Source organism: Neorhizobium galegae (assembly GCF_017877135.1).
Lineage (GTDB): Bacteria > Pseudomonadota > Alphaproteobacteria > Rhizobiales > Rhizobiaceae > Neorhizobium > Neorhizobium galegae_A.
Map to the genome: position 1 here is coordinate 258354 of NZ_JAGIPH010000004.1, position 24725 is coordinate 283078.

A 24725-nucleotide genomic window follows, 5' to 3' on the forward strand; every position below is an offset into this window, starting at 1 on the left:
AGGCAGAAAGCTTAGCTCATCTGGCTGACGAAGCGGGTTTCCATGTAGGCTTCCACCGCTTCCGAGCCGCCTTCCGTGCCGTAGCCGGAATCCTTGATGCCGCCGAACGGCACTTCCGGAATGGCAAAGCCGTTGTGGTTGATGGTCAGCATGCCGGCTTCCATCTGGCGGCCAAGCGCATGGGCGGTCTTGACCGAGCTGGTGAAGGCATAGGATGCAAGGCCAAACGGCAGGCGGTTGGCTTCTGCCATGGCGTCATCGATGGTCGAAAAGCGGTTGACGATGGCGATCGGGCCAAAGGGCTCTTCGTTCATCATCTTGGCCGAGGTCGGCACGTCGACGAGAACCGTCGGCTCGAAGAAATGGCCCTTGTTGCCGATGCGCTTGCCGCCGGTCTTCAGGACAGCACCCTTGGACACGGCGTCGTTGATCATGTCTTCCATGGCCGGGATGCGGCGCTCATTGGCGAGCGGACCCATGGTGACGTCGGCTTCAAGGCCGTTGCCGACCTTGAGGTTCTCGGCATACTTCACGATGCCGTCGATGAACTGGTCGGCCACGCCGTCCTGGATGAGGAAGCGGGTGGGCGCCACGCAGACCTGACCGGCATTGCGGAACTTCGCCGCTGCCGACACTTCGATCGCCTTGTCGAGATCGGCATCATCGAACACGACGACCGGCGCATGGCCACCGAGTTCCATCGTCGCACGCTTCATGTGCTTGCCGGCAAGCGCTGCCAGATGCTTGCCAACCGGCGTGGAGCCGGTGAACGAGATCTTGCGGATGACCGGATGCGGGATGAGATATTCGGAGATTTCCGCCGGAACGCCGTAGACTAGGTTGACGACACCTGCCGGAACGCCGGCATCGGCAAAGGCGCGGATGAGTTCAGCCGGCGAAGCCGGGGTTTCTTCCGGCGCCTTGATGATGATGGAGCAGCCGACGGAGACGGCAGCCGAGAGCTTGCGCACGATCTGGTTGATCGGGAAGTTCCACGGCGTAAAGGCAGCCACCGGGCCGACCGGGAACTTGACGGCCATGTTGGACACGCCGCCGAAGCGGGCCGGAATGATCTGGCCATAGGTGCGGCGGGCTTCTTCGGCGAACCAGTCGATGGTGTCGGCGGCATTGATGATTTCGGCCTTGGACTGGCCGAGCGGCTTGCCCTGTTCGCGCGTCATCAGCCAGGCGATGTAATCGATGCGTTCGCGCAGCAGGTCGGCCGCCTTGCGCATGATCTTCGAGCGTTCGAAGGCGGACGTGTCGCGCCAGATCTTGAAGCCCTTGTCGGCAGCTTCGAGAGCGAGGTCGAGATCAGCCTTTTCCGCATGGGCGATCTGGCCGATGATTTCCTGGGTCGCGGGATCTTCCACGGCAATGGTCTTGCCGCCAATGGCATCGCGCCATTCGCCGGCGATGAAAAGCTTTACGTCAGGATAGCTATGCATGAGAGGACCTCAATTCTTGGTCTTTAAAAGCGGACGGTCGGGGAGGCAGGGCGAGGGAGGATCGCGGCCTGGTTTGGAAGTTTCGCCCCTCAGTTAGGACAAAAAGGTTCGACATTCAACGCCCGAGGCAAAAAGTATGACTAATAAAAAAGGATCGGGAGATGTCCCCCCGATCCTTTTCATGGCTGTCCGGTGCCGTGCGCGGGTATCAGAAGAAGGCCTGGATCCCGGTCTGAGCGCGTCCGAGGATGAGCGCATGAACGTCGTGCGTGCCCTCGTAGGTGTTCACCGTTTCCAGGTTCTGGGCATGGCGCATCACGTGGTATTCGATCTGGATGCCGTTGCCGCCATGCATGTCGCGGGCCTGGCGGGCGATATCGAGCGCCTTGCCGCAATTGTTGCGCTTCATGATGGAGATCATTTCCGGCGCCATCTTGTGCTCGTCCATCAGGCGGCCGACGCGAAGCGAGCCCTGCAGGCCAAGCGTGATTTCGGTCTGCATGTCGGCGAGCTTCTTCTGGTAAAGCTGCGTGCCGGCAAGCGGCTTGCCGAACTGCTTGCGATCCAGGCCATACTGGCGGGCGCGCAGCCAGCAGTCTTCGGCCGCGCCCATGACGCCCCAGGAAATGCCGTAGCGGGCGCGGTTAAGGCAGCCGAACGGACCTTTCAGGCCGGACACGTTCGGCAGAAGCGCGTCTTCGGAAACTTCGACGCTGTCCATGACGATTTCGCCGGTGATCGAGGCGCGCAGCGACAGCTTGCCGCCGATCTTCGGCGCAGACAGGCCCTTCATGCCCTTTTCCAGCACGAAGCCGCGGATCTCGTTGTTATGGGCTTCCGACTTTGCCCAGACGACGAAGACATCGGCGATCGGCGCGTTGGAAATCCACATTTTCGAGCCGCGCAACCGGTAGCCGCCTTCGATCTTTTCGGCGCGCGTCTTCATGCCGCCCGGGTCGGAGCCGGCATCGGGTTCGGTGAGGCCAAAGCAGCCGATGAGTTCGCCAGACACGAGGCCCGGCAGATACTTCTTCTTCTGTTCATCCGAGCCATAGGCAAAGATCGGGTAGATGACGAGCGAGGACTGCACGCTCATCATCGAGCGATAGCCGCTGTCGATGCGCTCGACTTCGCGGGCGACAAGGCCGTAGGCCACGTAGCTGGCATTGGCTGCGCCGTATTCTTCCGGAAGCGTGACGCCGAGAAGCCCGGCCTGGCCCATCAGGCGAAACAGTTCCGGTTCGGTGGTTTCGGACAGATAGGCTTCCTGAATGCGCGGCAGAAGCTCGGCCTTGCCGAAGGCGGCAGCCGCATCGCGGATCATCCGCTCGTCTTCGCTCAACTGGTCGTCGAGAAGAAAGGGGTCTTCCCAGGAGAATGCTGCACGGTCGCTCAATGGAACCTCCACTTTAAAACTGTGGGAGAGGTTATCCGCCAACAGGCTTGTCGGGTCCAGCGCCGTTTACTCACGATGACATGAGCTATAGGAATGGACGATGTCCAATGTCAGCCGCAAGCTTTTACCCTCCACCAGCGCCCTTGCCGCCTTCGAATCCGTGGCGCGGCTGGGCAGTTTTTCCAATGCCGCCGACGAGCTGTCCTTGACGCAAGGGGCCATAAGCCGCCAGATTTCCGGTCTCGAAGACCAACTGGGCATCCTTTTGTTTGACCGCTCCAGCCGCGGTGTGGCGCTGACGGAGGCCGGACGCGCCTATGCGCGCGCCATTGGCGGCGCTCTCTCGCAGATCCGCGCCGCCTCCCTGCAGGCCATGACGAAACGGCATGGCGATACGCTGAACCTTGCCATGTTGCCGACCTTTGGCACGCGCTGGCTTTTGCCGCGCATTCCCCGCTTTGTGTCGGCCCATCCGGAAATCACGCTGAACTTTGCCACGCGGATCGGCATGTTCGATTTCGAGCAGGACGGGCTGGATGTCGCCATCCATATCGGACAACCGAACTGGCCGGGCGCGGAATGCACCTTCCTGATGGAGGAGATGGTGGCGCCGGTCTGCAGCCCGGTCTTCCTGGCAGGCCATGTCATCGAGCAGCCGGCTGATCTTCTGCCGCTGCCGCTTCTGCACATGGCCTCGCGCCCCGGCGCCTGGACGCATTTCTTCGAAAGCATGGCGGTTGCCGGCACGCCGGCGCCCGGCATGCGGTTCGAGCAGTTTTCAAGCGTCGCCCAGGCCTGCAGCGCCGGTCTCGGCGTTGCGCTGATGCCGCTGTTTCTGATCGAATCCGAGCTTGCGGCGGGAGACCTCGTGCAGGCGCTGCCGCAACAGGTGCGCAGCCCCAGTTCCTATTATGTGGTCGCGCCGATTACCCGCGTCGAATTCCGTCCGGTCAAGCTGTTTCGCAGCTGGCTGATCGAGGAAGTCGGCCGCTGGCGCGACGAGCCTTATTATGCCTGATCGGGAGTTTTTGATGCAGCCCCACGCGTTCTGGCAGGAGGTTCATCCCCCCGCAAGTTTTCCTGACGACGGCCCCTTCGAGACCTTTTATCCGGCCCGCTTCGCCGATGGCCGGCAGTTGCGCCTGCCGATCCGGCCGCTGCCGGACGGGCGCCATGCGCTGGCCTCCCTCATCATCAACCAGGCCGGCTTTGCCGTGGTCGAGGCGCTGGCCAAGGATCTGGCGGAGCGCATCGCACCGCTTCAGCCGGACGTGGTCGTGGGCCTGCCGACGCTCGGCCTGACCCTTGCCGCAGCCTTTGCCCGCCATCTCGGCCACACGCGGTATGTGCCGCTCGGGACCTCGCGGAAATTCTGGTACGAGGAAACGCTGTCGGTGCCGCTCACCTCCATCACCACGCCCGAACAGGCAAAGCGCCTCTATGTGGACCCGCGCATGCTGCCGCTCATCGAGGGCCGGCGGGTCGTGCTGGTTGATGACGTGATTTCGAGCGGCAGTTCGATCGTGGCGGGCCTGCGATTGCTGGACACTGTGGGTGTCGCGCCGATCGCCATCGGCGCTGCCATGCTGCAATCCACGCGGTGGCATGCGGCGCTCGATGCCGCGGATCCGGCATGGCGGACGCTGGTCCATGGCGTGCTCGAGACGCCGATGCTGACGAAGGGTACTGACGGTCGCTGGCAGTAGTTGTGCGTGGCGGCACTTTCCGCCTTGCCGACAGTTTGTAGATTGGCCTAGGATCGCCCTCCTATCGAGTGCTCTAGTATGACAATTCGGAAATCCCAGATGGAACCTGTGTTCGACGGCCACAACGATGTTCTCTTGCGGCTGTGGCGCACCATGCGCAACGGTGCTGATCCGGTGGCGGAATTCGTCAAGGGAACGCGTGAAGGCCATATCGATGGGCCGCGCGCCCGCGCAGGTGGTCTGGTGGGCGGGCTCTGCGCCATCTACATCCCGTCCGGTGACCTGATCCTCAAGGAGCCGGACGTCAACGGCCATTATTACACGCCGCTTGCCGCGCCTTTGGACCGCGCGGCCTCGCTGGACATTGCGATGGAAAAATTTGCCATCGCGCTGAAGCTGCACGAGGCGGGCGCCTGGCGCATCTGCCGGTCTACCGCCGATATTCGCGATGCGATTGGCGAGGGGCAGTTTGCAGCGGTGATCCATATGGAAGGTTGCGAGGCAATCGACCGTGATCTCTCCGCGCTTGAGGTGTTTCATGCAGCCGGCCTGCGCTCGCTGGGACCTGTCTGGAGCCGCCACAATGCCTTCGGCCATGGCGTGCCCTTTGCCTATCCGCTTTCGCCCGATACCGGGCCTGGCCTGACGGACCTCGGCTTTGAACTGGTGAAGGCCTGCGACCGGATGGGCATTCTCATCGATCTTGCCCACATCACCGAAAAGGGGTTCTGGGACGTCGCCAACACCTCCACCCAGCCGCTGGTGGCAAGCCACTCCAACGTCCATTCGCTGACGGCGGTCGCGCGCAACCTCACCGACCGGCAGATGGACGCGATCCGCGAGCGCAAAGGCATTGTCGGCCTCAACTATGCCGTGACCATGCTGCGCCCGGATGCCCGCGATGACGCCAATACCGGCCTCGACCTGATGGTGCGCCATATCGATTACATGGTGGAGCGCATGGGCATCGACTGCGTCGGCCTTGGCTCGGATTTCGACGGCGCGACCGTTCCCGCCGATATCCGCGATGCCAGCGGCAACCAGAAACTGGTTGCGGCCCTGAAAGCTGCGGGCTACGCTTCAGAAGATCTTCATAAGCTGTGTCGGGAAAACTGGCTGAGGGTTCTTGCGAACGCCTGGCACGAAGCGTGATGAATGTTTAGACAAGACTGACACGACAACAAAATCAGGGGACTAACATGACCGTGTTTCACCGCAATTTCCGTATCCTGACGACGAGCGTCGCGCTGTCGCTGGCAACGCTTGCCGCACCGCAGGCCTTTGCCGCAACGCCGGCCGATACGCTCGTTGAAGGCTTTGCCATCGACGACATCATCACGCTTGATCCGGGCGAGGCGTTCGAGCTTTCCGCGGCGGAAGTCACCGCCAATACCTACAGCAAGCTGGTCATGCTCGATCCGAAGGACACCTCCAAGGTCGTCGGGGAACTTGCCGATAGCTGGACGGTCTCCGACGATGGCCTGACCTATACGTTCAAGATGAAGCCGGGCCTCAAATTCGCCTCCGGCAACCCGATCACCGCAGCCGATGTCGCCTATTCCTTCGAGCGTGCCGTCAAGCTCGACAAGTCGCCGGCTTTCCTTCTGACGCAGTTCGGGCTGACCGGCGACAACATCACCGACAAGGCGAAAGCCGTCGATGACGCGACCTTCGCGCTCACCGTCGACAAGCCCTATGCCCCGAGCTTCGTGCTGAACGTTCTGACCGCTACCGTGGCATCGGTCGTTGACAAGAAGGTTGTGGTCGCCAAGGCCAAGCCGATGACGCCGACCGCCGAATACAAATACGACAATGATTTCGGCAACGAGTTCCTGAAGACCGGCTATGCCGGTTCCGGCGCCTACAAGATCGTCACCTGGCGCGCCAACGAAGCCGTCGTGCTGGAAGCCAATCCGAACTTCTTCGGCGAAAAGGCCAAGATCAAGCGCGTCATCTATCGCCACATGAAGGAAAGCTCCGGCCAGCGTCTGGCGCTCGAAAACGGCGATATCGATATCGCCCGTAACCTTGAGCCGAACGATCTCGCCGCCATCTCGGGCAAGAAGGATCTGGCCACGATCTCCGCTCCGAAGGGCACGCTCTATTACTTCAGCCTCAACCAGAAGAATGCCAACCTCGCAAAGCCTGAAGTGCGCGAGGCGTTCAAGTACCTGGTCGATTACGATGCCATCGGCGAAACCCTGATCAAGGGCATCGGCAAGATCCATCAGTCCTTCCTGCCGGAAGGCCAGTTGGGCGCTTCCAGCGAAAACCCCTACAAGCTGGATGTGGCAAAGGCCAAGGAACTGCTGGCGAAGGCTGGCCTGAAGGACGGCTTCACCGTCACCATGGACGTGCGCAACACGCAGCCGGTGACCGGCATTGCCGAAGCCGTGCAGCAGACGCTCGCCCAGGCCGGCATCAAGCTTGAAATCATTCCGGGCGATGGCAAGCAGACGCTCACAAAATACCGCGCCCGCACCCATGACATCTATATCGGCCAGTGGGGTTCGGACTATTTCGACCCGAACTCGAATGCCGAAACATTCACCAGCAACTACGACAATTCCGACCAGGGCAAGAACAAGACGCTCGCCTGGCGCAATGCCTGGGATGTGCCGGAACTGACGAAGAAGTCGCAGTCGGCGCTTCTCGAAAAGGATGCCGCCAAGCGTGCGGCCATCTACCAGGACCTCCAGAAGGAAGTTCTGCAGACGAGCCCCTTCGTCGTCATCTTCCAGCAGGTGGAAGTGGCCGGCTATTCGGCAAAGCTGAAGGATTTCAAGCTGGGTCCGAGCTTCGATACGAACTTCGTCTCCACGATCTCGAAGTGATCCGCGGAAAGGTCTGATCCCTTGACGCTTCCTGAAACAACGGGTGCGGTGCGGCCAAGGCGCCGCACCGCAAGCCCGGCCATAGGCCTGCTGCGCTTTGCCGTCACGGTCGTGACGACATTTCTCGGCCTGCTTGCCGTGACCTTTTTCATCGGGCGTGTCATCCCGATCGATCCGGCGCTTGCCATCGTTGGCGATCGCGCGCCCGCCCATGTGGTGGAACGGGTGCGCGAGCAGCTTGGCCTCAACCTGCCGCTCTGGCACCAGTTCCTGCTCTATCTGAAGCAGGTCCTGTCCGGCGATTTCGGTGTCTCGGTGCTCTCCTCCAATCCGGTGATGGAGGATATTCGCCGGGTCTTTCCCGCAACGCTGGAGCTTGCGACGCTCGGCACGCTGATCGGCGCCGTCTTCGGCATTCCGCTCGGCGTTCTGGCCGCGGTGCGCCGTGGCAGCCTTGTCGACCAGATCGTGCGGGTCATTGGCCTCATCGGCTATTCCGTGCCCGTCTTCTGGCTGGCGCTTCTGGCTCTGCTGTTCTTTTACGCAAGGCTGAACTGGGTCGCCTATCCCGGCCGCATCGATGTCGTCTATGAGTATACCTTCACGCCGATCACCGGGCTTTTCATGGTCGATGCGATCATCCAGGGCCAATGGGATGTGCTGTGGGATCTGTTTCGCCACATCATCCTGCCGGCCTCGCTGCTCGGCTATTTCTCGCTGGCCTATATCAGCCGCATGACGCGCTCCTTCATGCTGAACGAGCTTGCGCAGGAATATGTGGTTGCCGCGCGCGCCAAGGGGCTGTCGGAAACCCGCATCATCTGGTTCCACGCGCTGCGCAATGCCGCCGTTCCGCTGCTCACCGTCATTGCGCTTTCCTATGCTGGCCTTCTCGAAGGCTCGGTTCTTACCGAGACGATCTTCGCCTGGCCGGGCATCGGGCTTTACATCACCAATTCGCTGCAGAACGCCGATATCAATGCCGTGCTCGGGGGCACGATCATCATCGGCGCCGTGTTCATCACCATCAATCTTCTGTCCGATCTTCTCTACCGGACGCTGGATCCGAGGACGCGCAGACGATGAGCATGCCGGAGACCACCTTGAAACCCTATAGCCGCGAATGGCTGCTCTCGGATCGCCCGACCTCGCGGCGGCAGGCAAAGCTCGGCCGTGCCTATGTCATCTGGCGCCGGTTCTCGGAGAATCGCCTGGCGCTCGTCGGCCTTTTCATCATCCTGGCGCTGATCGTCATTGCCGGGCTTGCCGATCTCATTTCCCCGCATAATCCCGTCGTGGGTGACCTGCGCAATGCCCGTCTGCTGCCACCGGGCGCTGATGGCTATATCCTCGGCACCGACGATCAGGGCCGCGATATCCTCTCGCGCCTCATCCACGGCTCGCGGCTGACGCTGCTTGTCGTCGTGCTGGTGGCCATCATCGCAGCCCCCATCGGCCTTATCGTCGGCACGGTGGCCGGTTATGCCGGCGGCTGGGTCGATGCCGTCCTGATGCGCATCACCGACATCTTTCTGGCATTTCCGAAGCTCGTGCTGGCGCTGGCACTGGTTGCAGCGCTTGGTCCCGGCATCGAAAACGCCATTCTGGCAATTGCCGTTACCTCCTGGCCGCCCTATGCGCGCATCGCCCGTGCCGAAACGCTGACCTTCCGTAATTCCGAATTCATCGCGGCCGTGCAGCTGATGGGGGCCTCGCCGTTTCGCATCGTGCTGCGTCACGTCATGCCGCTCTGCACGTCCTCGCTCATCGTGCGCGTCACGCTCGACATGGCCGGCATCATCCTGACGGCGGCCGGCCTTGGTTTCTTGGGGCTTGGCGCGCAGCCGCCGCTTCCGGAATGGGGCGCGATGATTGCTTCCGGTCGCCGCTTCATTCTCGATCAATGGTGGGTGGCCGCCATGCCGGGTTTTGCCATCCTCATCGTCAGCCTTGGCTTCAACCTTCTGGGCGATGGCCTGCGCGATGCGCTCGATCCGAAGGAGGCCGGCCAATGAGCAAGCTTCTGACCGTCGACGATCTGCGCGTTTCCTTCCCCACCCGCACGGGACAGGTGGATGCCGTGCGCGGCGTGTCCTTCACGCTCGGCAAGGAGCGGCTCGGCATCGTTGGTGAATCCGGCTCCGGCAAATCGCAGACCGGCCGCGCCATCATGGGGCTGACGCCCGGCCACGCAAAGATTAGCGCCAAGACGCTTGCCTTCGATGGCATCGATCTCCTGTCCGCCTCGGCCAGCCAGCGCCGGGCCCTGCGCGGCAAGCGTGTCGCCATGATCCTGCAGGACCCGAAATATTCGTTGAACCCTGTGATGACCATCGGTCGCCAGATCATCGAGACCTTGCGCACTCACGAGAACGTCTCGATGAAGGAGGGCAGGGCGCGTGCGCTTGCCATGCTGGAGGCGGTGCAGATCCGCGATCCGGAACGCGTCTTCGATCTTTATCCGCATGAAGTATCCGGCGGCATGGGCCAGCGCGTGATGATCGCCATGATGCTGGTCTGCGGGCCGGAGCTGCTGATTGCCGACGAGCCGACGTCTGCCCTCGATGTCACGGTGCAGCTCGAAGTGCTCGCCATCCTCGACAAGCTCGTCTCCGAACGCGGCATGGGCCTCATCTTCATCAGCCACGATCTGCGGCTGGTGTCGTCCTTCTGCGACCGCGTCATCGTCATGTATGGCGGGCGCGTGGTGGAGGAACTGCCCTCGGCCAATCTCGCGGAGGCGAAACACCCCTATACGCAAGGTCTGTTGAATTGCCTGCCGACGATTGGAACGCATCGCCATCCGCTGCCCGTTCTGGAGCGAAAGCCGGAGTGGGCTCTATGAGCGCGTCTGCTCTTTCCGTTCGCAACATGGTGGTGGCTTTCGACGATTTCCTGGCGCTCGATGACGTCAGCATCGATGTGCGCGAAGGCGAATCTTTCGGCATCGTCGGCGAATCCGGCTCCGGAAAATCGACACTTCTGCGTGCCATCGCCGGCCTCAACAGCTTTGAAAGCGGCAGCCTGACGGTGGCCGGGACAAGTTACCGGGGCCAGACGCGGAGCAAGGATTTTTACCGCACCGTGCAGATGGTGTTTCAGGATCCATACGGTTCGCTGCACCCGCGCCAGACCGTGGACCGGCTGCTGCTTGAGCCGCTCGCCATCCACGGCTTTACCGATGTGGATGTGCGCATTGCCCGCGCTCTCGATGAAGTGGGTCTCGGCAGCGGTTTTCGCTTCCGCTATTCGCACCAGCTGTCGGGCGGCCAGCGTCAGCGCATCGCGATTGCCCGCGCGCTCATCCTGGAGCCGAAAATCCTGCTGCTCGACGAACCGACCTCTGCGCTCGATGCCTCGATCCAGGCGGAAATCCTCAACCTGCTCGAACAGGCGCGAAAAGATCGCGGTCTGACCTTCGTCATGGTGAGCCACGATCTCGGCGTCATCAGCCACATGTGCGAGCGTTTGACGGTGATGCGCAAGGGCAAGGTGGTCGAAACAGTGTCGGTCGATGCGCTGGAAAATCGCGCCTTTTCGGAAGACTATACTCGCGCGCTTCTGGTGGCGAGCGAAGGGTTTCGCCGGGATTGACCCCGGCCTGACGGTGGCACCGAGGAATCCCGATGCAGCTTCGTGCCCTCATGTATTTCGACGAGCTCGTGCGCACCAATTCGATGCGCGCGGCTGCCGAAAATCTCAATGTGGCGGCTACCGCCGTCAGCCGCCAGATCGAGAACCTCGAGCATTACTTCGGCACGACACTGGTCGAGCGATCCAATCGGGGCATCAAGCTGACCGCCGCAGGAGAGCTTCTGGCGGCGCGGGCCGGACGAACGCTGAGGGAACTCGAACACGTCCACCAGCTGATCGATGACCTGAAGGGCCTGCAGCGCGGAAAGGTGACCATCTTTGCCAATGGCGCGACCGTTGCCAACCTGATTGCGCCGGTGCTGGCCGAATTCAGCCTGCGCTTTCCAAAGCTTCGCTTCGAAGTGGCCATCACCAGCGCACGCCAGGCGCTGGATGCGCTGGCCTCTGCCGAGGCGGATCTCGTCGTGACCCTCTTTGCCCCCAAACTGTCGGGGGTGAAGGTGCGGCTGCGGTCGGAAATCACCTATGACCTGATCACCTCGGCCAACCATCCGGCAGCATTGCAGCCGGAGATTTCGCTGCGCGACATCGCCGCTCTGCCGCTGGCGCTGCCGGACAAGAGCTTTGGCGCACGCCAGGCTTTCGAGGAGCAGTTCTTGAAGATCGGCGTGGAGCTGGATCCGGTCTTTGTCACCGGTTCCTTGGAAATGCTGAAGGAACTGGTTCTGCGCGAGGCGGCCGTGACGCTTCTGCCAGCCCTTGCCGTCCACCGCGAAGTACGCTCCGGCCAGCTTGCGGCCATCCCCGTCTCGGCTGGCAAGGGCGTGCGCACCTCGATCGATCTGTGCGTGGCGCCGGACCGCCAGCTGTCCTTTGCCGCCTCCAAGCTCGTCGACTTCATCGAAGCCTTCATGCGCGGCGCGGACCGGCCGAAACAGTCTGAACGGAAGAAGACATCGGTGTAGCGTTTTCCGCTACACAGGGCACACAAAAATGCTAATTGTGTGTGCGCCTGCGAAGTGCCACTCTCTTGCCATAACAGCGTTCCCGCAGGGCCTGATGAACCGGTGGCAGAACGAGAATAAGGGGAAGTTGGAGAATGGGAAGCACATTCCTTCGTGCATCGACGACACTCTCGCGCCGCGCCGTGCTTTTGGCTGCGCTGGCGGCCGGCCTTGGGGCAGGGCTGCATGGCACGGCCGAGGCGGCGGCGAAGACGACGCTGACGCTTGGCATGTCGGTGGAGCCGCCGGGGCTCGATCCGACGGTCGCAGCCCCTGTCGCAGTCGGTCAGGTCACCTGGCAGAATGTCTATGAGGGTCTGGTCACCATCAACGAAAAGGGTGAGATCAAGCCGCAGCTCGCGGAAAGCTGGACGATATCCGACGATGGCCTGACCTATACGTTCAAGCTGAAGACGGGCGTCACCTTCCATGACGGCGAAGTGTTTGATTCTACTGCCGCTAAATTCACGCTGGACCGTGCCCGCGGGCCGGAGAGCACCAATGGACAGAAGCGTTTCTTCCAGGCAATCGATACGGCTGAGACACCGGATGCCACGACGCTGGTGTTGAAGCTCAAGGCGCGCAACAGCAGCCTTCTCTACTGGCTCGGCTGGCCGGCCTCCGTCATGGTGGCGCCGAAAAATGCCGCAGACGCCAAGACCAATCCCATCGGCACCGGTCCGTTCAAATTCGTCAGCTGGACGAAGGGCGACCGTGTCGAGCTTGCCGCCAATCCCAACTACTGGGACAAGTCGGTCAAGGTGAAGCTTGAAAAGGTCGTCTTCCGTTTCGTCGCGGATGCGCAGGCGCAGGCCGCGGCCCTGAAGTCCGGCGATATCGACGCCATCCCGGAATTTGCCGCGCCCGAATTGATTGAGGATCTGAAGGGCGACAGCAAGCTTGCAACCGTTATCGGCAATACCGAGCTGAAGGTCGTTGCCGGCATGAACAGCGCGAAAAAGCCGTTCGACGACAAGCGTGTGCGCCAGGCGCTGATGATGGCGGTGGATCGCAAGACGCTGGTGGAAGGCGCCTGGTCCGGCTTCGGCACCCCGATCGGCAGCCATTATACGCCGAACGACCGCGGCTACGTCGATCTGACCGGCGTCCATCCTTATGATCCGGAAAAGGCAAAGGCGCTGCTCGCGGAAGCCGGTTATGGCAGCGGGCTCACCTTCACCATCAAGGCCCCGCAGATGGCCTATGCGCAGCGGTCTTCGCAGATGCTGCAGGCGATGTTTGCCGAAATCGGCGTGACGCTCAACATCGAAACCACCGAATTCCCGGCGAAATGGGTGGCTGATGTCTTCAAGGGCTCCAATTACGACATGACCATCGTTGCCCATGCCGAGCCGATGGACATCGATATCTATGCGCGCGATCCCTATTACTTCAACTACAAGAACCCGGCCTTCAACGACGTTCTGAAGAAGGTCGAGGAAACCACCGATCCGGCAGCCCAGGAAAAGCTCTATGGCGACGCGCAAAAGATCCTCGCAGAGGACGTGCCGGCGCTTTACCTCTTCGTGATGCCGAAGCTCGGCGTGTGGAACAAGAACCTCACCGGCCTCTGGGAACACGAGCCGATCCCCTCAAACGTGCTGACCAACGTCTCCTGGACGCAGTGATGCACGCCGGTCCCGGCGCCTGCCAACCCGCCGGGACCCCTTTTTCTCATCTATGAGACGACTATGGTAAGTTCAGATGTCCGCCGCCTTTGCCCTGACGGGCAAGGGATCGGAATTGTCATGCGCGCAGGGCCTCGGCCTGTGCGACAAAACCGCCGCTGCGGAGAAATGCAATGATCCTGCTGCTCATCGCGCGGCGCTTTCTGGGCCTTCTGCTGACGCTCCTCATCGTCTCCGTGCTGATTTTTGTCGTGATGGATCTTCTGCCCGGCGATCCGGCATCCGTCATGCTTGGAACGTCGGCCACGCCGGAAACGCTGGCGGCGCTGCAGCGCCAGCTCGGTCTCGACCAGCCGCTTGCCGTGCGCTACGTCACCTGGGCTCTGGCGGCCCTGAAGGGGGATCTCGGCACGTCCTATACCTATGGCGTGCCGGTCGCAGGCCTTGTCGGCGAGCGGCTGGCCGTCACCGTGCCGCTGTCGCTTCTTGCCGTTGCGCTGTCCATCATTATTGCCATTCCGCTCGGCGTCATCTCGGCCGGGCGGCGCAACAGCCTTGTCGATTACGGCGCAAGCGTGCTGTCGCAGGTGTTTATCGCGGTTCCCGGCTTCTGGGTCGGACTGCTGCTGGTGATGCTGTTTTCGGTCACACTCGGCTGGATGCCGGCCGGAGGCTTCCCCGGCTGGAATGCGGGTCTGTGGCCGGCGCTGAAGGCGCTGATCCTGCCGGCGGTGGCGCTGGCGCTGCCGCAGGCGGGTGTTCTCACCCGCGTCACCCGCACTGCCGTGCTGGAGGTGATGAACGAGGATTTCGTCCGCACCGCCCGCTCCAAGGGGCTGTCGGAAAAGACGGCGCTCTGGGTGCATGCGGTGCCCAATGCGCTGGTGCCTGTCGTCACCATTCTCGGGCTGCAATTCACCTTCCTGATTGCCGGCGCGGTGCTGGTGGAAAACGTCTTCAACCTGCCGGGCCTCGGGCGGCTTGCCTATCAGGCGCTGACGCAGCGCGATATCATCGTCATGCAGAACGTCATCCTGTTCTTTTCCGGCCTCGTCATCATCATGAATTTCCTTGTGGATCTCGCTTATCTCGCGATTGATCCAAGGCTTCGGGCGGGAGTGCGCTGATGCGGTATCTGTTGCGCCGCCCGATCCTGCTTTCCGGCCTTCTCATCACCACCTTCCTCTTTGTCGTGGCGCTTCTGTCTCTGGTCTGGACGCCGCTGCCGCCCACCAAGATGCAGATCGTCTCCAAGCTGAAGCCGCCGCTCTCCGTCGGATTGCTCGGCACCGATCATTTCGGCCGCGACATCGCCTCCATGCTGATGGTGGGGGCTTGGAATTCGCTGTCCACCTCGCTGCTGGCCGTTGCTATCGGCGCCACACTCGGCACTCTGGTCGGCGTGTTTGTCGCGGCCGTGCGCGGTTTTACCGAAACTCTGGTCATGCGCGGCTGCGATATCATCTTTGCCGTGCCGCCCATCCTGTCGGCGATGATGCTCGGCGCTTTCATGGGGCCGGGGCGGTTTACCGCCATCATCGCCATTGCCGTCTTCATGGTGCCGGTCTTTGCCCGCGTGACGCTTGGGGCCGCAAACCAGATCTGGACCCGCGATTACGTGACGGCGGCCATCGGCATGGGGCGCAACCGGGCGAAGATTACCATCACCCATATCCTCCCCAACATTTCCAACCAGATCATCGTGCAGGTAACGATCCAGCTCGGCCTTGCGATCCTCACCGAAGCCGGCCTCAGTTTCCTCGGGCTCGGCATGCCGCCGCCGACACCCACGTGGGGACGCATGCTGTCGGACGCTCAAACCTATCTTGGCCAGGCGCCGTGGATGGCGCTGATGCCGGGCATGGCCATCGCGCTCGCGGTGCTCGGCCTCAACATGCTGGGCGATGGCCTGCGCGACCTTTTAGACCCTCGTGACCAATCCTGATTTCAGATCGAAGACATCGCCATGAATGAATTGCTGACACTGACCATCCGGCAGGTCCGGACCCTGTTTGCCGAAAAAAACCTGTCGCCGCTTGAATACTGGCAGGCGGTTGAGGAGCGGATTGCTGCCTTCGAACCGCATGTCTGCGCCCTTTACCTTTATGACGCAGAAAGCGCCCGCGCCCAGGCAAAAGCCTCCGGCGAGCGGTGGATGAAGGGCGAGACGCTCGGAGCGCTCGATGGCATTCCGCTGACGTTGAAGGAGTTGATTGCAACGAAAGGCGATCCGGTGCCGCTCGGCACGAAAGCTGTCGACCTGGTGCCGGCGCCTGCCGATGCGCCGATTGCCGCCCGCTGCCGGGAAGATGGCGCGGTGATCTTTGCCAAGACCACATGCCCCGATTACGGCATGCTGTCGTCCGGGCTCTCGAGCTTCCACAAGCTCAGCCGCAACCCCTGGGATCTGTCCCAGAACCCCGGTGGGTCGAGTGCCGGCGCATCTGCGGCCGCGGCTGCCGGCTTCGGCCCCTTGCATATCGGCACCGATATCGGCGGCTCCGTGCGGCTTCCGGCCGGCTGGACCGGCATTTTCGGCTTCAAGCCCAGCCAGGGGCGCATCCCGGTCGATCCCTATTATGTCGGGCGCTGCGCCGGGCCGATGACGCGTACGGTGGAAGACGCCGCCTTTTCCATGGCAACGCTGTCGCGGCCCGACTGGCGCGATGGAACCTCGCTGCCGCCCAATGATTTCGACTGGCTGGATTTCGATGTGGATGTGCGGGGCCTGAAGATCGGCCTGATGCTCGATGCCGGAACCGGGCTTGCCGCCGAACAGGAGGTTCAGGATGCCGTGCTAGCCGCAGCCCGGCTTCTGGAGCAGGCGGGTGCCGAAATCGTGCCGGTCGGTCCGGTTATCACCCGCGCCATGCTGGACGGGCTCGACAATTTCTGGCGCGCCCGTTTCTGGGGCGATATCGAGGCGATGCCGCAGGCGCGCCGCGATACGATCCTGCCCTATATCTACGACTGGGCAAAGGGCGGCGCCGATGTCTCGGGCGTCGATGCCGTGCGCGGCTTCAACCAGACCATCGAAATGCGCAAGACCTGCGGCAAACTGTTCACGACGGTGGATGCGGTGATTTCGCCCACCAATCCCATCGTGTCCTATCCCGCCGAATGGGCGTCGCCGACCAATGATCCGGCAGCTCCCTTCGAGCATATTGCCTTCACCGTGCCGTGGAACATGTCGGAGCAGCCGGCCTCCTCGATCAATTGCGGCTTCTCCCGCTCTGGCATGCCGATCGGGCTGCAGATCGTCGGCCCGCGCTATGCCGACCAGTTTGTGCTGAAGCTGTCGAAGCTTTTTGAAACCCTGTTGGGCGGCATGCCGCGCTGGCCCGAGCCGCCCTTGGCCTGACGATCGTCGATCGATACCCCTTGGGACACCTGACGACTGATCCTTGCGTGCTTGATTTTGCGCAAGGATTGCTCGGTTCGCACAGTCCATAAAAAGAATGCGCGCAAGCGCCTGCTATGCAATCTTTGTCCTGTGGAACAAAACAGCAGCTTCGTCGTTGACGGGCGAACCACCGGGCGCCGGACGCATACGGACGGGGGCATGTTTTTCTGTCGCCGAATTTTTCAGTCTGTCGCGCGCACCGCAGTCCTGCCAGGCAATTGCCATTTCTCAAGGAGATCCCAATGTCCATGAATTCGCCGAATGAATTTCCGCGCACCGGCTCCCAGGCCGATATCGAACTGCAGTTGCAGCAGTTGCGCGAAGACATTGCAGCCCTTGCCCGCACGGTTGCCGCTGCCGGCTCTTCGAAGGCCGATGACCTGAAGAGCAAGGCCAAGCGCGCCTCGCATGATGCCATGGATGCCTCGGCCCAGATGATGGATGCAGCCAAGGCGCAGGCCCTGTCGATGGAGCAGGACCTGGAGCGCCAGATCCGCTCCAAGCCGCTGCAGTCGGTCGCCATCGCTGCCGGCGTCGGCTTCCTGTTCGCGCTCCTGTCGCGCCGCTGATCATGGGCGGTCTTGCCCCTCTAATCGCCTCGCTGGTGTCGATGGACATGCGGTCCACCGTGCACCGGCTTCGACGCAACACCGTTCTTTACGCCATTGCAGCGCTCTTCGTGCTGACGGCCTATGGGGCAGGCGTTGCGGCCTTTGCCGTCTATCTTGCCACCATGATGAGCATTGTGGCGGCCCTTGGCATTGTGGCGCTTCTGGCGCTTGCCGTGGCTCTTCTCGTCTTCAGCATTGTCCTTTTGAAGAACAGGGCGGACGAGCGGCGGCGGCGGGAACAGGCCGCCGGCAACCGCGCGCTGATGATCACGGCGGCTGTCTCGGCCTTGCCTATCCTCCTCAAATCCCGGCCGCTTGCTGCCGCGGCAGTGGTGAGCGGCCTTGCGCTTCTTGTCACGCGCTTTATGGGAGCAGGCTCGGATAACGAGGCTGAGCCAGGCGCCTGACGCTGATCAAGACCAAGACGATGATGGCCGGCGTCCTCAGATGAAGGGACGCTGGCCTTCGTCCGTCGGACGCCAGCCGGCAATGTCGAACAGCCTTTCCCTCTCCAGCACTTCCGAGCCTCGGTCGAGCCAACGCAGGACATTGGCATCCGACAGCCGGCGCAGCGTCTTGTTGGTATGAACCAGCGACAAGCCGAGCGTATCGGCCACATGCTGCTGCGTCAGCGGCAGGATCTTCGCTCCGTCCTCGTTGAAAATGCCCGTCACATGGGCGCGGTGATCGAGGAAGGCGAGAAGATAGGCCGCCCGCTCCAGCGCCGTGCGCCGGCCGATGCTGAGCAGGTGTTCGTCCAGCATGGATTCTTCGCGGGAGGCGATCCAGGTGAGGTCGTAGCCGAGCGAGGGGTGCTTTCGAAACAGCGATGTCAGCCTGTCGCGTTCGAAGATGCACAGCGTCATGCGCGTCAGCGCCTCCACCGAATGCAGCATTTCCCGCATCAGATTGCCCTGCAGGCCAACAAGGTCTCCAGGCAGGATGTAATTGAGGATCTGCCGGCGACCATCCTCAAGGATCTTGTAGCGAAAGCCCCATCCGGCCAGTACCGTATAGAGCTGCGGATGCATCTCGCCTTCCACGATGATCGTGGCGCCCGGATCGACGGCCAGCTCCCCGATCTTGAAGGTTGATACAAAGCCGAGTTCTTCCGGCGTGAAATCGCGGAAATTCTCACGGCGACGCAAGGGACAGAGGTTGCAGGGGATGCGGGGAGGACTGAATGGTTTCATTTGAGCCATGAAGGGACCGGAGACGCGACAAGTTGCTCCATCCTAGCTCAAGAATGCGACACGGCATGTGTCTTTTTTAAATGACCCTCATGATTGGGAGTGATCTACGCCTTGGCTCACGTCATCAATCGGGAACCACCGTGTGCATGTCCTCATTATCGACGTCGAATATCTCGTGGCTCTCGAGGCCGAACAGGTCTTGACCGAAAAACTGGGCTATACAGCCGAAATCGCTGTGCCTCGCGAGATCGCGCACGCCTTGGAAAGCCGACCATTCGACGTGCTCTTCCTCAACGCCTCGCTTCTGACGCCACCTGTCGAGGATGCAATCCGTCTGCGCCTGTCGGAAGGCGCCGGCGTGGTTTTTTCATCGGTCGATCGCATGGTCCAACGCGGCGTGCCGGGATTTCCCGGCATTCCGGTGATTGCGCGTCCATTTGATGATGAGGAACTTGTCGCTATGGTGCAGCGGGCGGCACAGCAGACGATCGGCTTTATCGCGTCAACTGCCGAAGGCGCGTGATGTAATTGCAGCATCGCCCGGATCCGGGCCGAAATCGCTTTCCCCGGAAACGCCCAGGATTTCCTGCAATCGCGAGCGGGCACGCGAAACGCGGCTCTTGATGGTGCCGACGGCGCATCCGCAGATGGAAGCGGCTTCCTCATAGGCAAAGCCTGCGGCGCCGACCAGAATGATGGCTTCGCGCTGGTCGTCGGGCAAAGTATCGAGGGCCTTGCGGAAATCCTGCAGGTCCAGGCGGCCATATTGTTCCGGGTGAACGGAAAACCGCTCGCTGAACAGGCCATCGGTATCTTGCACTTCACGGCCACGCTTGCGCATCTGGCTGTAGAATTCGTTGCGCAGGATCGTAAACAGCCAGGCGCGCATATTGGTGCCGGCGGTGAAGCTGCCCTGGTTTGCCCAGGCCTTCATGATCGTGTCCTGAACCAGGTCATCGGCCTTGTCATGGCGCCCGGTCAGTGAGACGGCAAAGGCGCGCAGATTGGGCAAAGATGCCAAGAGGTCGCGCTTGAAGGCGCGATCGACGTCCTCGTCCTTGCTGGTCATTTCGTTTTTACCGCCTTGGCGTTTTTCTCCGCCTCATCGAGACGCTCAAGAAGCTCCAGAAATCGATCCGGAATACCTTCCTCTTGCACAGCGTCGTAGAATTCCCGTAGCTTTCGGGAAATCGACGCGTTCGGCTGCATTGCGCCCGGCCGGAAGTTGTTCGATTGTGCTGTTGTCATCTTATCTTTGTTTCTGGTCTCGTCGTCACTCATCACAGGCGCCTGTTGCGATATCGTTCCGTTAAATGCGTGGGCTGAAAAAAAGTTCCCATGTCTCGGAACTTTTTTTTGCCGCATCCGTTGATACCACGTTAATTGCCCATTGGGCATCAGGGGAGATTCTGAATGTCACTTACCTCACGCATTGCGTCCCACCTTCCTTACCTGCGCCGCTATGCCCGCGCGGTCACAGGATCGCAGACCTCGGGGGACGCATATGTCGCTGCGGTCTTGGAGGCATTGATTGCAGATGTTTCCATTTTTCCGGAAACGTCCAAGGACCGCGTTTCGCTTTACAAACTGTTTGTCGCCATTTTTGGTTCCACCTCAATCGAGATCCGCCCGATCGAGTCTCCCTTTGCCTGGGAACAAAGAGCCGTCGCAAATCTTGCCAACCTGCCGTCGCAGGCGCGCCACGCGTTTCTGCTGATTTCGGTGGAAGGGTTCACCATCGAGGAAACGGCCGAGATTCTGGGCGTCAGTGCCGAGGAAGCTACCCGCCTTCTCGATGAGGCCTCGCGCGAAATTTCACGGCAGGTCGCGACCGAGATCATGATCATCGAAGACGAGCCGCTGATTGCGCTCGATATCGAGCAGATGGTGCAGGATCTTGGTCACCGCGTCACCGGCATTGCCCGCACCCACAAGGAAGCCGTGGCGCTGTTCCAGACCTCGCAACCAAAGATGGTGCTTGCCGATATCCAGCTTGCCGATGGCAGCTCGGGCATCGATGCCGTCAACGAGATCCTGAAATCATCGAGCGTCCCGGTCATCTTCATCACCGCCTTCCCGGAGCGGCTTTTGACCGGCGAACGGCCTGAGCCGGCTTTCCTGGTCACCAAGCCTTTCAACCCGGACATGGTGAAGGCCCTGATCAGCCAGGCGCTGTTCTTTAACGACACCGTCAAGGCCGCCGCTTGATTTTCGACAAAACGCGCCGCTCCTGATGATGGCATGACAGTTTTCCGGAACATTCCCTGCGGCGATGCGTTCAGTCGCTGCGAAATTCACCGGAAGCTGCTCTGCCATTTCAGTCGCGGGGCGTCTTACCAGATAAGAAGGCAGGTCTAGACGTTGATTATAGTATTCGGGTCACATCCTGTGGCCCAGATCTTGCGTCCACTCCTGCCTTCCCTGTCTTTTATTCATTGCCGTTCGGGTTGTTCCTGAGGGGCGTAGGTCCTATAAGGTGTTGCATTGGCCGGGCTGCAAGTTCCACGGTCAATCGGAAAGGGCGGAGTAAAATTGTTGTCACATCAGCTGACATGGCAACAGGCTGGTGAGAGTGACGACAAGTTGCGTGAGTTTTTCATGCCAGCCCTTGTCGATCTCGGAGCGAGCGTGATCATCCAGGATCTCGACCGCAATTACCTGTTCGTTACCAATCTCCCGTCCGTATGGTCTGCCGGTTTGGCCGAATCCCCTAGTGACAGCAGCCTTTTTGGTGGTGATATCGCCGAAAAGCTGAAGATGCTGAAGGATGGCATCACCGAACCGGGCCAGAAGAAGCATCTCGAGATTTCCGTCAATTCCGACGAGATTTATGAGTTTCGCGTGCAGGCGGTCGCCTTGGCGGCGGGCGGCGTGCACCTGGTCACCACCATCGTCGATCGGTCGGAAGAGCGCCATCGCGAGCGTTTGCTGCGCGCATTGTTGCGCGAGGTGAGCCATCGCTCGAAAAACCTGCTCGCCATCATCCAGAGCATCGCGCTGCAGACGGCCCGTTATTCCGTCTCGCTCGACATGTTCCTGAACAAGTTTCGCGGTCGGCTCTATTCGCTGTCGCAGTCGCAGGATCTCATCACCGATTCCAGCTGGCGCGGTGCTTATTTCTTCGAGCTTGTGCGCCAGCAGACGGACAAATATCTGCCGGAACACCAGCAGCAGGTGAAGGTGAGCGGCGACGACGTGCTTCTGTCACCCAATGCGTCGCTGCATCTGGGACTTGCTTTGCACGAGTTGATCGTCAACGCCGTCAGCCACGGATCGCTGGTCAAAAGCGGTCGCGCCATCGCCATCAGCTGCAACCGTGTCCAGGCCAATGGCCAGGATTGTCTGGAAGTGCGCTGGGAGGAGGGGCTTGCGCTCGTCGCCGGCCGTCTGGATGCGCGCGAGGAAGACAGCCTGAAGGCGCATTTCGGCAGCACCGTGCTGGAACGGGTCGTGCCGGCCTCCGTCAACGGCAAGGCGCATTACGTCATTACGCCGGAGCGCATCAGCTACAGCCTGGTGTTCCCGCTCGAGCACGCCTCCGAATAGGAGCGCCGCACCCTGTGTGCGGCCTGCCTTTGAGGCGAAACCAAATTTTCCTTCATGAGATGAGATTGCAAGCCCGCAGCGGTCGCACGGTATCTGCAAGAAAGCAGTCGCATCACGGATGCTGCCGGGCATAAAAAAACGGTCTCGATTTCCGGGGAAATCGAGACCGTTGGTCTCTTCGAGGGGGATGAAGAGGCATCTGGAAGCTTGAAGGGCGGGGGGACGGGGGCGCTTCCAGATGTACTAAGAACGGGCATCCCGTCTGTTGGTTCCGCGCCTCTGCAAAAAAAATCTCCTTTTTATTATTTCGCAAAAAAAGCTGGCCGGATGGCAGAAGCGCCCCGGCGGGGCGCTTGAGGATGAAAGCCGCGACCGCCTCAGCGTGAGACGGTGCGCGGGTCCAGCGCATCGCGGATGGCATCGCCGACATAGTTGATGCTGAGCACCGTGAGCGAAATCGCAAGCCCCGGCCACATGACGCGGGAAGGGGTGATCTGCAGAAAATTCGTGCCGTCAAACAGCAGGCGCCCCCAGGTCGGAAAGTCGGACGGGAAGCCGAGCCCGAGGAAGGAGAGAGCGGATTCGGTGATGATCGCCGCGGCAATGCCGAGCGTTGCCGAGACCATGATCGAGGAGAGCACATTGGGCAGAATATGCCGTAGCACGATGCGGTATTCCCGCATGCCGCTACTCTTGGCCGCCAGGATGAATTCCTGGCTTTTGACCGCCAGCACATCGCCGCGAACGATGCGGGCGGTATGCATCCAGCTGGTAATGCCGATGACGAAGACGATCAGGATGAAGATGCCGGTTTCCGGGCCGAAGGCGGTGCGCAGCGTGTCGCGAAACAACAGGATGATCACCAAAAGCAGCGGCAGCAGCGGCAGGGCGAGAAAGAGATCGGTCAGCCGCATCAGCGGCCCGTCCAGCCGGCGGAAGTAGCCGGAGAGAACGCCGATGAGTGTGCCGAGCAGCAGCGAGAGCAGCATGGCGGTCATGCCGACCGCAAGCGAGATCTGCCCCCCGGCCATCACCTGCGCCAGCATGTCGTGGCCGAGATTGTCGGTGCCGAACGGGTGCAGCAGCGACGGCCCCTGGTTCTTGGCACGGATGTCGATCTTGTTCGGGTCGATGGTGTGGATCAAGGGCCCGACATAGACGATGAGCAGGATGGCGATGAACACGATGAGGCCGGCGACGCCGCCCTTGTGGGCACCGAACTTGCGGCGAAACAGCGCCATCGGCGTTTCGTTGGCCGCGCGGGTATCGGCCAGCGCGGCAGCGGCTGTGTCAGTCATAGCGGATCCTCGGGTCAAGGATGCCGTAAAGCACATCGGCAATCAGGTTGAACAAAACGATGAGGACGGCAAAGATGAAGGTCAGCGTCTGCACGAGCGGAATATCGGCGCCCTGCACGGCGGTGATCAGCAACTGGCCAAGGCCGTTCACGCGAAAGATCTGCTCGGTGATGATGGCGCCGGAAAAGATCGTCGGCACGCCGAGCGCGATGACGGTGACGACCGGGATGAGGCTGTTGCGCAGCACATGCACCAGAAGCACCGTCTTTTCCTTGACGCCCTTGGAGCGGGCGGTCCGCACATAGTCCTGGCTGAGATTGTCCAGCATGGAGGCGCGCACGAAGCGGGTGATCTGCGAGGCATTGTAGAGCGCAAGGACAAGAACCGGCAGGAACATCTGCCGGATCTGGGCGATGAAACTCGACCAGTCCCGGACGACAAGATTGGTGTCGTAGATCGACGGGAACCATTGCAGCCAGGAGGAAAAGATGACGATCAGGAGCACGCCGGTGAAGAAGGTCGGCACCGAATAACCGACCATGGTGACGAAGGTGCCGACCTGGTCGAAGATCGAATACTGCCTATAGGCGGAGATGACGCCGACGGGGATAGCCAGCAGAATGCCGAAGACATAGGCCATGCCAACGACCCAGAGCGTCTGCGGCATGCGCTGGATGATGAGATCGACCACCGGGCTGCGGGTGGCCCAGGACAGCACGCGCATGCGGTTGCCATCGCCGAACTGCCAGCCGGTCATCTGTTCGAGGATGTTGAGCGGTTCATTGACGAAGAACTGCTGCAGCCATTTCAGGTAGCGAAACAGGAAGGGCTGGTCGAGGCCCATGGCGGCGCGGATCTGTTCGCGCACTTCCGGCGGAATGGTGAGCGGCAGATCGCCGAGCGGATCGTTGGGCGCCAGATCGAGCAGCGCAAAGATAACGAAACTGATGACAAGCAGCGTCGGTACGGCAAACATCAGTCGCCGGATCGTATAGGTAAACATTCTGTGGTCTCCAGGCGGTCGCGGAGAAGCAAATGCCGGTTCCGCAGGACGCGGAACCGGC

At 61.3% G+C, this 24725-nt stretch carries 25 protein-coding genes; 18 read left to right on the forward strand and 7 right to left on the reverse strand.

Annotation, left to right across the window (positions count from 1 at the left end):
• Window positions 1–11 precede the first annotated feature (11 nt).
• Both J2858_RS14120 and J2858_RS14125 read right to left on the reverse strand, forming a co-directional pair.
• Complete coding sequence (locus J2858_RS14120; RefSeq protein ID WP_210105443.1) at window positions 12–1448, reverse strand: NAD-dependent succinate-semialdehyde dehydrogenase; 1437 nt, start codon at window positions 1446–1448, stop codon at window positions 12–14.
• Between the two features lie 208 nt (window positions 1449–1656).
• The gene (locus J2858_RS14125) at window positions 1657–2844 is read right to left on the reverse strand and encodes an acyl-CoA dehydrogenase (RefSeq protein ID WP_210105444.1); all 1188 of its coding nucleotides are present in this window, start codon (window positions 2842–2844) and stop codon (window positions 1657–1659) included.
• A 100-nt stretch (window positions 2845–2944) separates the two neighbouring features.
• On the opposite strand from J2858_RS14125, the gene J2858_RS14130 reads away from it, so the two are divergent.
• The 15 genes from J2858_RS14130 (at window position 2945) to J2858_RS14200 (ending at window position 18031) form a co-directional block, all read left to right on the forward strand.
• The gene (locus J2858_RS14130) at window positions 2945–3862 is read left to right on the forward strand and encodes a LysR substrate-binding domain-containing protein (protein WP_210105445.1); all 918 of its coding nucleotides are present in this window, start codon (window positions 2945–2947) and stop codon (window positions 3860–3862) included.
• A 13-nt stretch (window positions 3863–3875) separates the two neighbouring features.
• Entirely contained in the window at window positions 3876–4550 is a 675-nt protein-coding gene (locus tag J2858_RS14135; protein WP_210105446.1) for a phosphoribosyltransferase, read from the forward strand.
• Window positions 4551–4649: 99 nt separating this feature from the next.
• Window positions 4650–5702, forward strand: a complete 1053-nt coding sequence (locus J2858_RS14140) for a dipeptidase (protein ID WP_210105447.1) — start codon at window positions 4650–4652, stop codon at window positions 5700–5702.
• Between the two features lie 47 nt (window positions 5703–5749).
• Complete coding sequence (locus J2858_RS14145; protein WP_210105448.1) at window positions 5750–7384, forward strand: ABC transporter substrate-binding protein; 1635 nt, start codon at window positions 5750–5752, stop codon at window positions 7382–7384.
• Window positions 7385–7405: 21 nt separating this feature from the next.
• Complete coding sequence (locus J2858_RS14150) at window positions 7406–8470, forward strand: ABC transporter permease (RefSeq protein WP_210105449.1); 1065 nt, start codon at window positions 7406–7408, stop codon at window positions 8468–8470.
• The gene (locus tag J2858_RS14155; RefSeq protein WP_210105450.1) at window positions 8467–9399 is read left to right on the forward strand and encodes an ABC transporter permease; all 933 of its coding nucleotides are present in this window, start codon (window positions 8467–8469) and stop codon (window positions 9397–9399) included. Before J2858_RS14150 ends, J2858_RS14155 begins: the two co-directional genes overlap by 4 nt.
• On the forward strand, window positions 9396–10229 hold the full coding sequence (locus J2858_RS14160) for an ABC transporter ATP-binding protein (RefSeq protein ID WP_210105451.1): 834 nt from the start codon (window positions 9396–9398) through the stop codon (window positions 10227–10229). The genes J2858_RS14155 and J2858_RS14160 overlap by 4 nt, the downstream gene beginning before the upstream one ends.
• Window positions 10226–10978, forward strand: coding sequence for an ABC transporter ATP-binding protein (locus J2858_RS14165; protein WP_245366086.1), 753 nt, complete (start codon window positions 10226–10228; stop codon window positions 10976–10978). Before J2858_RS14160 ends, J2858_RS14165 begins: the two co-directional genes overlap by 4 nt.
• A gap of 32 nt (window positions 10979–11010) precedes the next feature.
• Entirely contained in the window at window positions 11011–11943 is a 933-nt protein-coding gene (locus tag J2858_RS14170; protein ID WP_210105452.1) for a LysR family transcriptional regulator, read from the forward strand.
• A gap of 134 nt (window positions 11944–12077) precedes the next feature.
• On the forward strand, window positions 12078–13610 hold the full coding sequence (locus J2858_RS14175) for an ABC transporter substrate-binding protein (RefSeq protein WP_210105453.1): 1533 nt from the start codon (window positions 12078–12080) through the stop codon (window positions 13608–13610).
• A gap of 173 nt (window positions 13611–13783) precedes the next feature.
• Window positions 13784–14737: an ABC transporter permease gene (locus J2858_RS14180; RefSeq protein ID WP_245366088.1), complete on the forward strand. Its 954-nt coding sequence runs from the start codon at window positions 13784–13786 to the stop codon at window positions 14735–14737.
• Window positions 14737–15555, forward strand: a complete 819-nt coding sequence (locus tag J2858_RS14185; protein WP_210105454.1) for an ABC transporter permease — start codon at window positions 14737–14739, stop codon at window positions 15553–15555. Before J2858_RS14180 ends, J2858_RS14185 begins: the two co-directional genes overlap by 1 nt.
• A 21-nt stretch (window positions 15556–15576) precedes the next feature.
• Window positions 15577–16971: an amidase gene (locus J2858_RS14190; RefSeq protein ID WP_210105455.1), complete on the forward strand. Its 1395-nt coding sequence runs from the start codon at window positions 15577–15579 to the stop codon at window positions 16969–16971.
• Between the two features lie 284 nt (window positions 16972–17255).
• Window positions 17256–17582 (forward strand): DUF883 family protein, encoded by a 327-nt coding sequence (locus J2858_RS14195; protein ID WP_210105456.1) that lies wholly within the window; start codon window positions 17256–17258, stop codon window positions 17580–17582.
• A 2-nt stretch (window positions 17583–17584) separates the two neighbouring features.
• Complete coding sequence (locus J2858_RS14200; RefSeq protein ID WP_210105457.1) at window positions 17585–18031, forward strand: hypothetical protein; 447 nt, start codon at window positions 17585–17587, stop codon at window positions 18029–18031.
• 36 nt (window positions 18032–18067) lie between these two features.
• Here J2858_RS14200 and J2858_RS14205 read toward each other — a convergent pair whose 3' ends face one another.
• Window positions 18068–18826 (reverse strand): Crp/Fnr family transcriptional regulator, encoded by a 759-nt coding sequence (locus J2858_RS14205; protein WP_210105458.1) that lies wholly within the window; start codon window positions 18824–18826, stop codon window positions 18068–18070.
• Window positions 18827–18959: 133 nt separating this feature from the next.
• On the opposite strand from J2858_RS14205, the gene J2858_RS14210 reads away from it, so the two are divergent.
• Window positions 18960–19340, forward strand: a complete 381-nt coding sequence (locus J2858_RS14210) for a hypothetical protein (protein WP_210105459.1) — start codon at window positions 18960–18962, stop codon at window positions 19338–19340.
• Here the strand turns inward: J2858_RS14210 and J2858_RS14215 are convergent.
• Window positions 19320–19886, reverse strand: a complete 567-nt coding sequence (locus tag J2858_RS14215; RefSeq protein WP_210105460.1) for an RNA polymerase sigma factor — start codon at window positions 19884–19886, stop codon at window positions 19320–19322. The two genes, J2858_RS14210 and J2858_RS14215, sit on opposite strands and share 21 nt — an antisense overlap.
• The gene (locus J2858_RS14220) at window positions 19883–20065 is read right to left on the reverse strand and encodes a NepR family anti-sigma factor (protein ID WP_210105660.1); all 183 of its coding nucleotides are present in this window, start codon (window positions 20063–20065) and stop codon (window positions 19883–19885) included. The genes J2858_RS14215 and J2858_RS14220 overlap by 4 nt, the downstream gene beginning before the upstream one ends.
• Window positions 20066–20230: 165 nt before the next feature.
• On the opposite strand from J2858_RS14220, the gene J2858_RS14225 reads away from it, so the two are divergent.
• Both J2858_RS14225 and J2858_RS14230 read left to right on the forward strand, forming a co-directional pair.
• On the forward strand, window positions 20231–21025 hold the full coding sequence (locus J2858_RS14225) for a response regulator (RefSeq protein WP_210105461.1): 795 nt from the start codon (window positions 20231–20233) through the stop codon (window positions 21023–21025).
• Window positions 21026–21415: 390 nt separating this feature from the next.
• On the forward strand, window positions 21416–22363 hold the full coding sequence (locus tag J2858_RS14230) for a sensor histidine kinase (protein ID WP_210105462.1): 948 nt from the start codon (window positions 21416–21418) through the stop codon (window positions 22361–22363).
• A 377-nt stretch (window positions 22364–22740) separates the two neighbouring features.
• Here the strand turns inward: J2858_RS14230 and J2858_RS14235 are convergent, their stop codons facing one another.
• Window positions 22741–23661: an ABC transporter permease gene (locus J2858_RS14235; protein ID WP_210105463.1), complete on the reverse strand. Its 921-nt coding sequence runs from the start codon at window positions 23659–23661 to the stop codon at window positions 22741–22743.
• The gene (locus tag J2858_RS14240; protein WP_210105464.1) at window positions 23654–24664 is read right to left on the reverse strand and encodes an ABC transporter permease; all 1011 of its coding nucleotides are present in this window, start codon (window positions 24662–24664) and stop codon (window positions 23654–23656) included. Before J2858_RS14240 ends, J2858_RS14235 begins: the two co-directional genes overlap by 8 nt.
• Between the last annotated feature and the right edge of the window lie 61 nt (window positions 24665–24725).